The organism is uncultured Brachyspira sp. (genome assembly GCF_944390845.1).
Classification (GTDB): Bacteria; Spirochaetota; Brachyspiria; order Brachyspirales; family Brachyspiraceae; genus Brachyspira; species Brachyspira pulli.
Genome location: NZ_CALXRM010000001.1, coordinates 81,830 through 98,632, shown reverse-complemented (window position 1 = coordinate 98,632; position 16,803 = coordinate 81,830). Strand labels below are relative to the sequence as shown.

The window sequence follows — 16,803 nt, the reverse complement described above, 5'->3', positions numbered from 1 at the left end:
AATGCTAGAAAAGAAGCAGAAGATAAACATCTTAAAGGTGAGAAAAACTATATAGATGATTATTTGAAAGAATATGCTGATAAATTAGACAGCCAAATATCAGAAAAAATTAATATATTGAATGACAGCAAAAATCAATTAGATGATATGATAAGAGAATCATTCAATACATTAAATACTAATTTGAATGATGCTATATTAAAATTGAATGAAGAAGCAGACAGCAAAATAAATAGTGTTGTTTCTAAATTAGAACAGGAAGTATCAGATAGACTATTTAATTATAATGGTTATATATCAGAATTAGAAAATCATTTAGCTTCTATTAATTCTAAGATAGATAATGAAATATTTAATATGTCTTCAAAATTAGATAAAGAAGTATCAGAACTTCATGAAAAATGTGATTCTTTAAGTATAGATTTTGAAGAAACATTAGACATGGTAAAAAGCTCTATACTTGATAGAGATGAATTATTAGAACTTCAATCTTCAGAGAAAGAGTTATTAGCAAGCAGAATAGATGAACTTAGAAATGAATTTGATAATTTCAAAGAAGAAGTATTAAATGCTAATAAAGAGGATATACCTACTCTATTTGAAGAAGAAAAACAAAGAATAGAAGCAGCATTTGAAGACTTCACTAATAATTTAATAGACAGAGTAAATACTTCAGAAAGCGACATCAATTATATTAAAGATGTTTTATCAGAAGATAAATTAACATTATTAGAGCAAATTGATAATTTAAGAGCTGAAGTTAATTCTATAAGAGAAGATGATATAGTTGCTCAGTTAGCATCAGAAAAACAGGCTTTAGAAGAATCATTTAATTCAATCAAGAATGATTTTGCTAAATTGGAAGATTTAGAGAATCGTTTATATGAATTAAAAGATAATATGGAAGATGTTGATATAGTATTAAAAGATAAAGTTTCTAGTTTAGCTGATAAGTTCAATGAATTTGAAAATAAAGCAAAAGAAACTAAAGAATATTTTGATAATACTATAAATGAACAAAATAATAACATTAACAATATATATTCTAATATAGATAATTTGAACAATAATATTGCTAATGCCAATACTAATATAGATTATGTTAGAAATCTTATTAATGATTCTTTAGTTAAATCTTCAGAGTTAGAGAATAACATATTAAAAGATAAAGAAGAATTGGAACAAAAAATAGCTTCAATGAAAGATAATCTAATTAATATGTTAGGTGATAATGAAAATATCGAAGGCTTATTTACTAATGAAGTTAAAAAGCTAGATGAATTATTCAATAACTTCAAGAACGATAATTTAGAGTTTAGAGATAGACTCGAAAAACGTATAACATATTTTGAGGACACTTGGTCAGACAGTACTAGAATAAGAAGTTTATATGCTTCTGAAATAAGAAATGAGTTAGAAGAAGTACAAAAAGAAACAGAACTCAAATATGAAAATTATCTTAATGAGTTAAATAACAAAATAGATCTTATCGACAAAGATATATCTAGCTGGAAAGATACTCGTATCAATGAATTATTACAGCAATTAGAAAATGCTAAACAAGATATAGCTAATTACTTAGATACTACTGAAGGTAAAAAAGATGAGCTTGTATCAGATGTATTGGCAAAAATTGAGGAGAAAGAAAACAGCATCTATAATAGAATAGATACAAAAATAGCAGATATAGAAAGCAGATTATCAGTTTTAGATGATAAAGTATCAGATGACATAGCTAGAAACTTGGAAGAAGTTCAAGGTATGGTAAACTCTGCTGTATCTAAATATGATGAAGATATTAAGAATATAGAACATTACCGTACAGAAGAAGGTAATAAGTTATTAGAGGATATAAAAACAGGATATGATTATTACTCTAAATTAATCAATACTACTTATAAAGATTCATTATCTTCATTATCAGAATATACAAACAGAGTAAAAGCTGAAATAGAGAATGCTAGAAAAGAAGCAGAAGATAAACATCTTAAAGGTGAGAAAAACTATATAGATGATTATTTGAAAGAATATGCTGATAAATTAGACAGCCAAATATCAGAAAAAATTAATATATTGAATGACAGCAAAAATCAATTAGATGATATGATAAGAGAATCATTCAATACATTAAATACTAATTTGAATGATGCTATATTAAAATTGAATGAAGAAGCAGACAGCAAAATAAATAGTGTTGTTTCTAAATTAGAACAAGAAGTTTCAGATAGACTATTCAATCATAATGAATATATATCAGAATTAGAAAATCATTTATCTTCTATTAGTTCTAAAGTAGATAGCGAAATATATAATGTTGTTTCAAGATTAGATAAAGAAGTATCAGAACTTCAAGATAAATATAAATCATTGAATATCGATTTTGAAGAAACATTAGACATGGTAAAAAGCTCTATACTTGATAGAGATGAGTTATTAGAACTTCAGGCTTCAGAGAAAGAGTTATTAGTAAGCAGAATAGATGAGCTTAAAGAAGAATTCAATAACTTTAAATCTGAGGTATTAAATACTAATAAAGAAAATATACCTACTCTATTTGAAGAAGAAAAACAAAAAATAGAGAATGCATTTGAAGAGTTTACAAGCAATTTATTAGAAAGAGTAAATACTTCAGAAAGCGATATCAATTATATTAAAGACATTTTATCAGAAGATAAATTAACATTATTAGAACAAATTGATGGTTTAAGAGAGGAAGTAAATAATTTAAGAGAAGATGATGCTATAACTCAATTAACATTAGAAAAACAAGCTTTAGAAGAATCATTTAATTCAATAAAAGATGATTTTGCTAAATTGGAAGATTTAGAGAATCGTTTATATGAATTAAAAGATAATATGGAAGATGTTGATATCAATTTAAAAGATGAGGTTGCTACTTTATCTAATAAATTTGAAGAATTAGAAAATACAATAAATGATGACAGAGACAGTATAAAAGATGATATCAGAGCTTCTATAGAAAGAGCTGCAGAGTTAGAAAATAATATATTGAGAGATAAAGAAGAATTAGAAAATAAAATATCTTCAATGAAAGATAATCTAGTTAATATATTAGGTGATAGCGGTACAGTTGAAGGCTTATTTGCTAATGAAGTTAAAAAGTTAGATGAATTATTCAATAACTTTAAAAATGGTAGTATAGAGTTTAGAGATAGACTTGAAAAACGCATAACATATTTTGAGGATACTTGGTCAGACAGTACTAGAATAAGAAGTTTATATGCTTCAGAAATGAGAAATGAGTTAGAAGAAGTTAAGAAAGAAACTGCTCTTAAATTTGAAAACTATCTTAACGATTTGAATAACAAAATAGACTCTATAAATGAAGATATATCTGTTTGGAAAGAAAGCAATATCAATGAACTATTAGGTCAGTTGGAAAATGCTAAACAGGATATAGCTGCTTATTTAGATACTACAGAAGATAATAAGAATAAACTTGTAGCTGAAGTATTATCTAAAATAGAAGAAAAAGAAAATAGTATCTATACTAAGTTAGATGAAAAAATAGCAGATATAGAAAATAGATTATCAGAAACAGACTCTAAACTTAATAATGATATAGGTTCTAACTTAGATAATCTTTATACTATGTTGAATAATGCTATAGCTAAATATGATGAGGATATTAAGAATATAGAAAATTATAGAACCGCAGAATCAGATAAGTTGGCAGAAGACTCTAAAAAACTTATTGATGAGTTAAAAGCAAGTTATGATAATTATTCTAACTTAATAAATGAAACATATAATAACTCTTTAAATTCTTTGACAGATTATTCTAAATTGGTAAGAGAAGAAATAGAAAAATCAAGAGAAGAATCAGAAGCTAAACATGTATCTAATGAGAAAAATTATATAGATGATTATTTGAAAGACTATTCTAATAAGGTTGATAGTCAAATATCAGAAAAAATAAATACTCTAAATAATACCAAAGAAGAATTAGATAAAATGATAAAAGATGCATTTGGTAATTTAGAAGCTAATATGCAGAATGTTATATCTAATTTTGAAAGAGAATCTAACAGTAAGATTTTAGAAGTTATTGCTAGATTAGAAGAAGATGCTAAAACAGTTATATTCGATAAAAATGAATATAGCATTTATCTAACAGAACAGCTTGGTATCATATACAAGAAAATAGAAGATGAAATATCAAAAGTTAATGAAAAAATAGACAGTAATGTATCAAAAGTTGATTTTGATATAGATACATTTAATACTAAGGTATCAGATGATATTACTTCTATTATAGAAAAATATGAAGCATTAAGCAAAGATTTAGATGAATCATTAGATGTTCTTAAAAATTCTATACTTGATAGAAATGAATTATTAGAAATGCATGCTTCAGAAAAAGAAGTTTTAGTTTCAAAAGTTGATGAACTTAAAAAAGAATTTGACAGTTTCAAAGATGAAATTTTAAGCTCTACTAAAGAAGCTATACCTACTATATTTGAAGAAGAAAAACAAAAAATAGAAAATGCATTTGAGGAATTCAGTTCTACATTATTAGACAGAGTAAATACTTCAGAAAGTGATATTAATTATATTAAAGATTTACTTTATGAAGATAAGACATTTATACTAGAACAAATTGAAAACTTAAGAGATGAACTTGCTTCTGTGAGAGATGATGATGCCATTACTCAATTAACTTTGGAGAAAGATGCATTAGAAGAATCATTCAATGCTATTAAAGATGATTTTGCTAAATTAGAAGAGCTTGAAAGCAGTTTATATCAATTAAAAGATAATATGTCAGATGTTGATGTAAATTTACAAGATGAGGTTAAAGAATTATCTTCAAAAATAGAAGAACTTGATTCAAAAATCAGAGAAGATGTTTCAAGAGATTTAGAAGATTATTCTAATGATTTAAGTGCTCTTAATTCTAATGTAAATACTTTAAATGAATATATAGAATCAATAAAAGCTAATATACAGGATTCTTTAGATAAATCTTCACAGTTGGAAGAAACTATATCAAAAGACAGAGAAGAATTAGAAAATAGATTGTCTGCTATAAAGGATAATTTACTTTCTGTTTCTGGTCAAAATGATGGTATAGAATCATTATTTAATGAAGAAGTAAAAAAATTAGACATTCTATTTGAAAAAGTTCGTAATGATAATTTAGAGTTTAGGGATAGACTTGAAAAACGCATAGAATATTTTGAAGATTCTTGGGCTGACAGTTCTAGAATAAGAAATTTATTCTCATCTGATATAAGAGATGAAATAGAAAATGTTAAATCAGATACTGAATTGAAATTTGAAAATTCTATCAATGAATTAAGAGAAAAAATGGATTCTATGAACGACGATATCGCTGTTTGGAAAGAAGAACATATTAACAGTATGAATGCTAAAATGGAATCTATGAATTCAGATTTGAATACTTTCAAAGAAGAATATCTAAATGAATTGAAATCAAAAATAGATTCTATGGATAGTGATATCTTAACTTGGAAAGATGGAAGAATTAATGAATTATTATCTCAATTAGAAGAAGCTAAAAACAATATTTCTAATTACATAGATAATTCAGATGTTAAAGCTGAAAAATTATTAACAGATATCTTATCTAAGATAGAAGAAAAAGAAAATACTATCTATAATAAATTAGATGAAAAGATTGCTGATATAGAAAATAGATTATCAGAAACAGATTCTAAGATTAATGAAGATATAAGTTCTAATTTAGATAATTTACATACTATGTTGAATAATGCCATAGCTAAATATGATGAAGATATTAAAAATATTGAGCATTATAGATTAGATGAAAACAATAAGTTAATGGAAGATTCTCAAAAACTTATTGAGGATATCAAATCAAATTATGAAAATTATTCTAACTTAATAAATGAAGCTTATAACAATTCTGTTAATTCTTTGACAGATTATTCTAATACTATAAAAGAAGAAATAGAGAAATCAAGAGAAGAATCAGAATCTAAGCATTTATCTAATGAGAAAAACTATATTGATGAATATTTGAGAGAGTATTCAGAGAAAATTGATAATCAGATAGCTGAAAAAATGTCTGTACTCAATGAAGCTAAAGAAGAATTAGATAATATGGTTAAAGAATCATTTGATAATTTGGAAAATAGCTTTAATGAGGCTATAGCTAAATTTAGTGATGAAACTAATGATAAAGTCTTAGAAGTTATTGAACAATTAGAGAGAGATACTGAATCTGTATTATTCAATAAATATATGGCTACTTTGAGTAAAGATATTGAAGCTATAACTGAAAAATTAAATAGTGAAACTGTTGATTTAAGAAATAAATATGACTCTTTAAGCAGTGATTTTGATGAAGCAGTTGAGATTATCAAGAATTCTATAATAGACAGAGATGAGCTTATCTCATTACATAATGATGAAAAGAATGCTTTGGTAGAAAGATTGGAAAGTATTAAAAATGATTTTGAATCTTTCAGAGAATCTACATTAAAATTCAATGACAATGTACCTACTTTATTTGAAGATAAGAAAAATGAAATAGAGCATGTATTTGAAGAATTTACAAGAGCTGTTGTAGAAAGAGTTGATGCTTCAGATGATGAAGTTAATAGATTAAAAGATATTATTTCTTCTGATAAGTTAGATTTATTAGAAAAATTGGATAATTTAGAGCTTGAATTAGAAAGCGTTAAGAAAGATAATACTATAGAGCAATTAGCTTTAGAGAAAAAAGCTTTAGAAGATTCATTTAATGCTATAAAATCTGATTTCTCTAAATTAGAAAGATTAGAAAGTAACTTATACCAATTAAAAGAAAATATGTCTGATGTTGATGTATTCTTAAAAGATGAGGTTAAAGCATTATCTGATAAATTGTCTGATTTTGAAGGAAGAATGAAAGATGATATAGTAAGAGATTTAGATGAATATTCTATTGAATTAGGAAATCTTACTTCACATGTTAATAAATTGACTTCAAGAATAGATGATGTAAAAACTCAAATAGAAGATAATATCAATAAATCTTCTGAGTTAGAAAGTATAATATATACTGAAAAAGAAGAATTAGATAATAAATTAGCTTCTATAAAAGAAGAATTAATGACAAATTCTAATAATAATGAGGCTATAGAAGAATTATTAACTCAGGAAAGAGAAAAATTAAATGATTTATTTAATCAAATAAAAGATGATAATAAAGAATTTAGATACAGACTTGAAAAACGTGTAAGTTTCTTTGAAGATACTTGGGCTGACAGCAGAAAATTGAAAAACATATTTGCTTCAGATATAAGAGAACAATTAGATGATATCAGAAATGACAATGAGATTAAATTTGAAAATTCTATCAACTATTTGAAAAGTAAAATAGAATCATTGGATAATGATATCTCTACTTGGAAAGAAGGTCATGTTGATGAGTTAGTTCAGCAATTAGATGAAGCTAGAGAAAGTATATCTAATTATTTAAATGAATCAGAAGTAAAAGGCAAAAAAATAGTAGATAACTTATTATCAACAATTGATGAGAAAGAAAAATATATCAATGAAACTTTAGAGATCAGAGTACAAGATATAGAAAATAGATTAGCTGCTATGGATTCTAAATTGAATAATGATATAAGCGGTAATTTAGAAAATCTTTACAATATGGTAAATGAAGCTGTATCTAAGTATGATGATGAGATAAAAAATATGGAGCATTACAGATTAGATGAAAATAATAAAATATTAGATGATATTGATAATGTAGGTAAAGAAATAAGATCTACTTATGAAAATTATTCTAAACTTATAAATGAAGTTTATGATAATTCACTCAATTCATTGAAAGATTATTCAGATTCTATTAAAGATGAGATAGATAGTGCTATAAAAGGAATTGAAGATAAGCATCTAGCTAATGAAAGAGAACGTATTGATGAATACTTAAAAGATTATTCTTCAAGATTAGATTCTTTGATATTAGATAAGATGAATATATTAGATTCTACTAAAGAAGATTTAGATAAAATATTACAATCATCTTTTGAAGATTTACAAAATAGATTTAATGAATCTATGAGTAAGTTTGAGGAATCATCAAATGAAAAAGTTTCTCAAACTATAGAAGGCATAGAGAAATTAGAATCTCAAGTTTCAGATAAGATGAACATATTAGATTCTGCTAAAGAAGAATTAGATAATATTGTAAAAATATCTGTTGAAGATTTAGAAGCTAAATTTAATGAATCTATGAGTAAGTTTGAAGAATCATCAAATGAAAAAGTTTCTCAAACTATAGAAAACATAGAGAAAAAAGTTGATGAAGTTGTTTATGGTGAAAACTATATTCAGAAAATAGAAGACAGAGTTAAAGATTTCTATGGAAAAATAGATAGTAAACTTCTTACTGTTGAAGATAAGTATGAAATCTTAGAGAAAAAAGTATATGATTTAGAGAAAAATCAAAGCTATATCAATATATTTGAAGATAGAATCAGAGATTTACATGAGAAGATAGACACAAGAATAGCTGCTGTTAATGAAAGATATGATAATTTAAGAAACTTCTTTAATGAAAAGATAGTAAGCTTAGAAAGTGCAGTGTTGAATAATGAACAGATGCAGAAATTAAGAGAAGACTTCACAGCATTCAAAGAAGAAGTATTAAATGCTAACAAAGAAGATATTAACTCTATATTTGAAAGAGAGAAAGAAAAAATTGAAGCTGAATTTAATTCATTTACAAATGATATATTAGAAAAAATGGATAGTTCTAGTGCTGATATAGAAGAATTTAAAAATGCTATATCAGATGAAAAGGATACTATATTAGAAAATATTGAAACATTTAGATATGAATTAGATGAACTTAAAAACAATGATTCTATAGAGATATTAGAAGCAGAAAAAGCTAGATTAGAGGATGCATTTAATTCTTTAAGAGAAGACTTTGAAAGATTATACGATTTAGAAAGTGAAGTTTATACATTAAAGAGCAATTTAGATGGAGTTGATTCTAATTTAAGAAGCGATGTTGATAAATTGTTTGATGAATTAGCAGACTTCAAATTTAGCTTAGAAGAAAAATTAGATTCACTTGAAGATAATACAGTTTCAAGAGATTTATTTGATGATGACAGAGAAAAATTATATTCTTTATATGATGAATTAGAATCAGGTACTAAAGAATTTAAAGATTTGATGGATAAGAGAATTTCTTATTTTGAAGATACTTGGTCAGATCCTAATAAAACTTTAAAACTTTATGAAAGTGCTATAAGACCTGAAGTTGACAGCTTTAAGTCAGAGATTATGTCTAATATACAAGGTCAAGTAAATGAAATAGAAAGCAATCTTTCTATTTGGAAAGATGGTAATTTATCTCTTCTTTTAGAGCAATTAAAAGAGGCTAAAGAAAATATTGACAGCTTTATAGAAAGTTCTAAAGATAAGAAGAATGGAATTATTGCTAAAATGATAGCTTCTATTAAAGAAGAAATACTTGGCAAAGAAAGCGAAATCAATACTCGCTTGGAAGAAAAATTATCTACTGTTAATGATAGAATTTCTAACTTAGAAGAAAGATTAACTTCTGATGTTAATAGATTTAATAATATGATATCAGATGCAGTTAGTAAATATGAAGAAGAGTTGAAGAACATAGAGTCTTATAGATTAGATGAAACAGAATCTATAATGTCTAAATTAGAAGATGTTGGAAGAAACATTATATCTAATTATGAAGAATATTCAGAAATGTTAGAATCTGTTTATGAAGGAAACAAAAAAGCATTAGACGAATATTCAGACAGTTTAAAAATAGAAATAGAAAAAGCTAGAGTTGATACTAATAAAGCTTATATAGATGATTATTTGAACGAGTATTCTTCTAAAGTAGATGCTGATATACAGGAAAAATTAGAAGAACTTGAAAAGAATAAGTATAATTTAGATATTATGCTTAATGATTCATTCAATAACTTGAATCAAAGCATAAATAATGCAGTATCTAAAATGTTAGAAGATTCTGATGCTAAATTAAGAGATGTTGTTGAGAATTTAGAAGTACAAATTAATGATTTACTTGTCAATAAAGAAGAAGAAATTGTTAATAGAATAAGTTCTTACGAATCAGAATTGAGAGACAAGCAAACAACTTCATTTGAAAATATTAAAAATGAATTAATGGGCTTATATAATGAATTTAAAGATAAAATTGATTATAACGGCTTGATGGATATTGCTGATAAATTAGAAACTATAGAAAATTCTGTAACTGAAGTAAATAATCAATTAGAAACTCAGGCTAGATTTGTTTCTGATAGAATGGATTTAGAGAAAGAAGAATTATATAATTCTATATCTAAATTATCAGCTGAATTTGACTATTTCAAATCTAATATAGACGATAGATTTAAAGCTCAAGTTAATGACTTTATATCTAATAATGAACATATATTGTCATTGTTTGGCGAATACAGTGAGAAAATTTCTTCTGTAACTGATATATTAGAAGATATAGAAAGCGTAAAAACTTCTCTTATTGAAGAAATAAATAATGTAAAAGAAGAAATAGATAACAAGTATTCAAGCTTGAGTAAAGATTTTGATAAATCTATTGATGAGATAAAAGATGCAGTATTAGATAAGAACAATATGCTTCAGTACTATATAAATGAGAAAGAGCTATTGATAAAAGAAGTTGAAGGTTTAAGAGCTTCATTTGCTTCATTAAAAGATGATATCTTAAGTGCTGCTGATGAGAGAATACCTGCTATATTCGATTCTGAAAAAGCACATATACAGGCTGCTATAGATGATGTAATGGAAACATTAACAGCTAGAATGAATAGCAGCGATGATAATGTTTCTAATTTAGAATCTACTTTGATAGAATATAAAAATATGATATCAAATGCTATAGATGAATTCAAGAAAGAAGTTACATCTATAAAAGATAATCATGACTATAGTGATTTGATTGCTGAAAGAAACAGATTAGAAGAATCATTCAATACACTTAAAGAGGATTTCTCAAAAATAGAAGATTTGGAAAAAGACTTATCAACAATAAAAGATAAAGTTAAAGGTGTTGATACAAGTTTGAATGATGAAGTTATAAGACTTTCTAATGAATTGGAAGAATTGAAGAATAGTTTAGCTGCTGTTGAAGATGAAGAAGAATATGAAACAGAAGATGCAGAAGAGTACTATGAAGAAGAGGAAGAAGAAGTTGCTGATGAAACTGAGGATTCTGAAGAAGTTGATGAATATGAAGAAGAGGAAGAAGAAAGCAATGAAACTAATGTAACTCAAGAGGAAATTGCTGCTATTTATGAAAACTTCAAACAGCTTAGCGATAGCTTAGAACAATTTAAGGAAAGTATAATTCCTCAAATATCAAGCTTCAGTAAACTAGAAGATAAGATATTAGACAGTAAAGAAGAGATTTACAAAGACTTAAATAATGTTATGAATTCTTTACCTAAATCTTATATAAGCAGAGATGAGCTTGCTAGATTAGAAGGAAAATTGGATAGCATATTCAATAACTTCAATGATAGTGTTGTAGCTATTAAGAATGATTTAGTAGAAAGTATAGAAAAAGATTCTAAAGAATTTAAAGATAGATTAGATAAACGTGTAAATTATTTTGAAGACGTTTGGTCTAATGAAAATAGAGTTGTAGAATTATACGGTGATACTATAGCATCTAGTTTTGCAGTATTGAAACAAGAATTAGAAAATCAATTTAATGGTTCATTCACTGAATTTAAAGACAAGATAGAGGGAATGGAAAGAGATTTGAATTCTTGGAAGGATACTAATCTTAATGCTATTAATGATACTTTAGAAAATGCTAAGGATAACTTATTAGATAATGAAAATTATTCTGAAATTATGTCTATGATAGAAGCATTGAAGGAAGATATAGCTAATAAACAATTAGAATTACAAGATAGCTTAGATTCAAGATTGGAAGAAGGTATATCTAATATTGAAGGACATATAAATGCATTTGATGATAGAATAAAAGACTTAGAATATAATCAAGGTTCTTTAAGTGCTGAAGTAGCTAAGTACAAAGAAAAATTAGATTCTATGTTAAATGAATATGAAGATAAAGTAAAATCTAAAGTTATAAATCTTCAGGATGCATTAAAAACAGAAGGTAAACAAACTATAGATTACCTAGAAAATAATATAATGTCTATTAAAGAAGATATTAGCAGTTCTAATAAAGGTGTTGATGTAAAAATTAAGGCATTAGAATCTTATATAAGCAGAATAAATAATGAACTTAATACAAATACATTAAAACTTTCTAATGAATTAGCTAAGGATAAAAAAGATTTACTTACTGCTATAGATGAGTTCAAAAAAGAAGTTTATGATAGAATAGCTAGTGAAATATCTCAAAAAGATGTTAGCATTTTAGATGAGCTTGAAGAGTTTAAAAATAAAATAATAGACTCTGTACCTAATATGGACGAACTTGCTGACTTATTTGTATCTGAAAGAGAAGACAGAGCAAATGAACTTGAAGAGTTTAGAAATGAGATAATAAATACTCAAATAGACAATAGAAATTTTGCTAAGATGTTTGAAGAAGAAAAAGCAAAATTGATTAATGAATTAGATCATTTCAAATCAGCAGTAAGAGTTGAATATATATCTGCAGAAGAAAGATTTGAAAATCTTAAGAAAGATTATTTAGATAATTTGAACAATCTTTTAGATGTAGAAAGAGCTAATTTAGAAACATCATTTGATGAGATAAGAAAAGAGATAAGCAGCTTAAATGATAAATCTATATCAAGAGAAGAAGTTGAAAAACTTATAAATACTTATAAGGAAAATGTAACAGCTGATATTGAAAATACAAAAGCAGAAGTTGCTAAAAATATAGAGGCTGGTAAATTAGATACTTCTTATGTAGAAAAAATTATAGAAGCTGAAAGAGTAAGAATAAATGATACATTAGAATCATTTAAGAAAAATATAGAGGACAACTACTCTACTGTTGAAGCAGTTGCTGAAGTATTATCTAAGGAACAAGAAGCAGTTGAGGCTAAATTGTTAGAGATGAAAGAAGAAATGCTCAAAGATGTTCCTACTTTAGATAGTATCAGTCAAATATTTGTAGATGAGAAAGAAACATTAAAAGATGAACTTAGAGATGAGTTCGTATCTTTAAGAGATGAGATATTAGGTTCTGTTCCAACTAATAATGATTTAGCTAATATGGCTCAAGAGTATAATGCTCGTATTAAAGATGATTTCCAAATATTAGAGCAGGACTTCTCAGAAAGTATTAAGAGATATAAAGATACTTTAGCTAAAGAAATGGGTGAATTTAGAAATGAATTCAATGACAGAATAGCTAATATTAAAGATTTAGCTGAAGCCTTACAAGAAGAAAGAAACAGATTAATGGCCGAGATAGATAATCTTAGAATTAAATATGAAAGCGGAGCTATTTATTCTGGTGAAGCTTTGACTTCTATTGAAGGTGACAGAGATAGACTTGTTAATGAGTTTATAAACTTTAGAAAATCTATAGTTGAACTTATAAAAGAACAAGATGAAACTATGAGTATGTTCAATCAAGAAAAGCTCAATATAATTGACAGCATAGAGGCTTTGAAGAACAAAATATCATTCGATGTATTGAACAGAGAAGATGTTGCTGCTATGATTGAAGATGAGAGAAAACAAATAGTTGAAATGTTCGAAAGTATACAGAGTGATTCTATAGGTACAGATTTAAGATATCTAACAGACTCATTTAGAGATGATATTATAAAAGTATTTGAGGAATCAAATGAAGAGTTCAGAAAACGTATAGAAGCTAGAATAGTTCATTTTGAAGATGCTTATGCTTCTCCAGAAAGAATAAAAGAATTCTATAAAGATGCTATAGTTTCTGAAGTAGATAACTTAAGAGATGCTGCAGTTGAAATGCTTGCAGATATCAATGATAAAGTTGAAACAGCTAAAGAACAGATAGATGCATTAGAAAATGATAAAGTTAAAGGCATCATAAATAGAATAGATGAAGCTCAAAGTGATATTACTTCTTTGGTTGGTACTATAAAAGCTAATATTAAAGAGCAAGAAAATGAACTTAGAATGTTAAGTCAGTCTCAAAAACATATATCTCAGGAAGTTGAAACTGTACGCAGAGAAAGAGAAGCTCTAATGGATATGGTTAAGAATTCTGATATTAATATACGTAATAAGATTGACAGCTTAACAAGTGCAGTACTTGAGGCTGCTGATGTTGCTTCATTGAAGATATCTGAGAAAGAAGCTGCATTCAGTACTAAGATTAAAGAAGCTGAGGAATATATTAAATCCTTAGAAAATAAACTTGCTTCTGAAAATGTATCTAAAGCTAAAGAGGCTATCAATAGCTTAGTTGCTTCATTTAATGAGGCTGTACTTAAAGAAACAGATGAGCTTAGTCCTCATATACTTGATACGGTACAAACATTCATTGAAAATGAGATGAAGAAGTTTGATAAATTCTCTGATGTTAAGAGTGCTATAGAAGGCATAGAAAACGATATTAATAATAAAATTACAGCTGCCTTCAATAATATGAACAAACAGCTTGAAGATAATATTACTAGCTTCAAGAAAAAGATAGACACATATCAAGAAGAATTTATGAGTGAATTAAAGATGTCTATAGGTACTGAAGGTGAAAAAGCAGTTGATGAAATAAAAACTATGCATGATGAAGAAGTTGCTAAGTTAAAAGAAATGTATTTGTCTTCTGAAAAATTCTATACTGACAGACATCAGAAGAACCAAGAGGAATTCTCAAAATTGTTTGAGGAGGCTTATAAAGAATACAATGAAAGAATAGAAGCATTACATGCTGAATTAGATGATACTAAACTCAATATAACTTCTTCTGTAGAAGATGTTGTTACTGATTTGAAACAGGCTTTAAGTATAAAAGATGAATTTATTACTTCAGCAGAAGCTAATAAAGAAAAACTTAAAGAAGTTGAAGAGCAGATGAATAACTTACAAAATGAGTTTGCCCCTTCTATGGATAAATTAAAAGCTCTTATAGAAGAAAAAGCTTTAGAGTTACAAGAAAAAATAAATGTATACTCTAAAGATATAGAATCTCAAGGTGAGAAATTCAATATCAGACTTGAGGAATTATCTAGTGATGCTAAGATAACTATAGAAGCTAAAATTTCAGAATTTGATTCTGTAATAGAAGAAGTTTCTAATAAAATGGATAGCTTATTAGAAGAAAAGAATTCTGAGTTTGATGCATTAAAAGCTCATTATGAAGGTCTTTCTGAATCTTTGACAGCTTTACAAGACTCCATATCTGAAGCTGTTAATGTTAGAATAGCTGAAGCTAATAATATTATAGAAGAAAATGTTAATGCTATAGAAGAAAATGCTAATGAGAAATATGAAAAATATATAGCCAGACTTAATTCTAATTTAGAGCAGACATTATCACTTCTTATGAACGATGCTAAAGCTCATATTCAAACTGCTAAGGAAGAAATAATAAAATCACATGCTGATAACTTAGATGAATATGATAAAAGAATTACTAATATGAAGGATATTGTATCTGCTTTAGAAGAAGATATTACTAAATATTCTTCTGAAATAGAAGCTAGACTTGAAAGTATTAATTTGAGCTATGAAGAAAAAACAAATGTAATACTTAAAGATTTTGATAGTCAAACAGAAGATTTGAAAGTAAAATTGGCTGATGCTGTTTCTTCTATAGATAAGATGCTTGAATCAAAAACTAATGATATTTCATTAGAATATGATGCTATGAAAGTAAAAATAGATGGCATAGGCCAGGATATAGCAAAATATATGAATACTGTAAAAGTGTTCGATAATGCTAAAGAAATGGCAGAATCTATCAAAGGTGATGTATCTAAATTAAATGAATTAGTAAAAGATACTAAAGTTACAACAACTGAGATGAATAAAACTATGTCTGAGTTTGAAAACTTGAAGAAAATGCATCATGAAATATTGGATTATGCTAGCAGTATCAAGAAAGAAAAAGACAGCTTGAAAGATACTCAAGAAAAAGTTAATATGCTTATGGATATGTCTGGAGAAATACAGGAAAGATTTGTTCATATAGCAGAAAATAATGCTATGATAGAGCATACTGAAGAAGGTATACAGCTTGTTATTGATATAGCATCACAAATAGAAAATAAACTTTCATTTATCAAAGATAAGGAAGAATATGCTGATGATATATTACAACAGGTAAGAAAGGCAGAAATTGAAACAGAGGTTATACTTGAAAGAGTTGATAGTATAAAAGCTGCTATGGTTGATGTTGAAGATACCAGAAAGAACTTTATGGATAAGATTTACTCTTTAGAGAGAGATTTTGCTAAGATAGAAAAGAACGATAAAAAAGTTCAGTTGTTTATTTCTAAATTAGAGGAAATAGATGATATAATACAGGCTATACAAGATCAGAGAGAAAATCTTGTTCGTATGAAAAATCAGTATGACGATTATGATAAGAACATAATTAAAAATCTTGAAAGAGCTGAATATTTCGTAAGATATTTAGAAACTTTGCTTGATAATGCTGATAAGTATATGCCAGATAAACCAGGAAAAGGAAGCAAGAGAGATAAATCTGAAAAAGTAGACAGTAAAAGAGAAGAGCTTATAATAAAAATGTACAAACAAGGTTGGAAACCTGATGATATAGTTAAGAATACTTCATATTCAAGAGATGAGGTTGAAAAGACTATCAAATCTTGGAAAGACAAACAATCAAGAGGATAA

General features: G+C 26.4%; 1 protein-coding gene (running past one end of the window). It reads left to right on the top strand.

The window, feature by feature from the left end; all coding sequences use genetic code 11:
• On the top strand, positions 1 to 16,803 hold the 3' portion of the coding sequence (locus Q0K52_RS00335; protein WP_297295297.1) for a hypothetical protein. Its footprint begins 10,539 nt before the window's first position; only the last 16,803 of its 27,342 coding nucleotides appear in the window; its start codon lies beyond the left edge, outside the window; it ends in the stop codon at positions 16,801 to 16,803.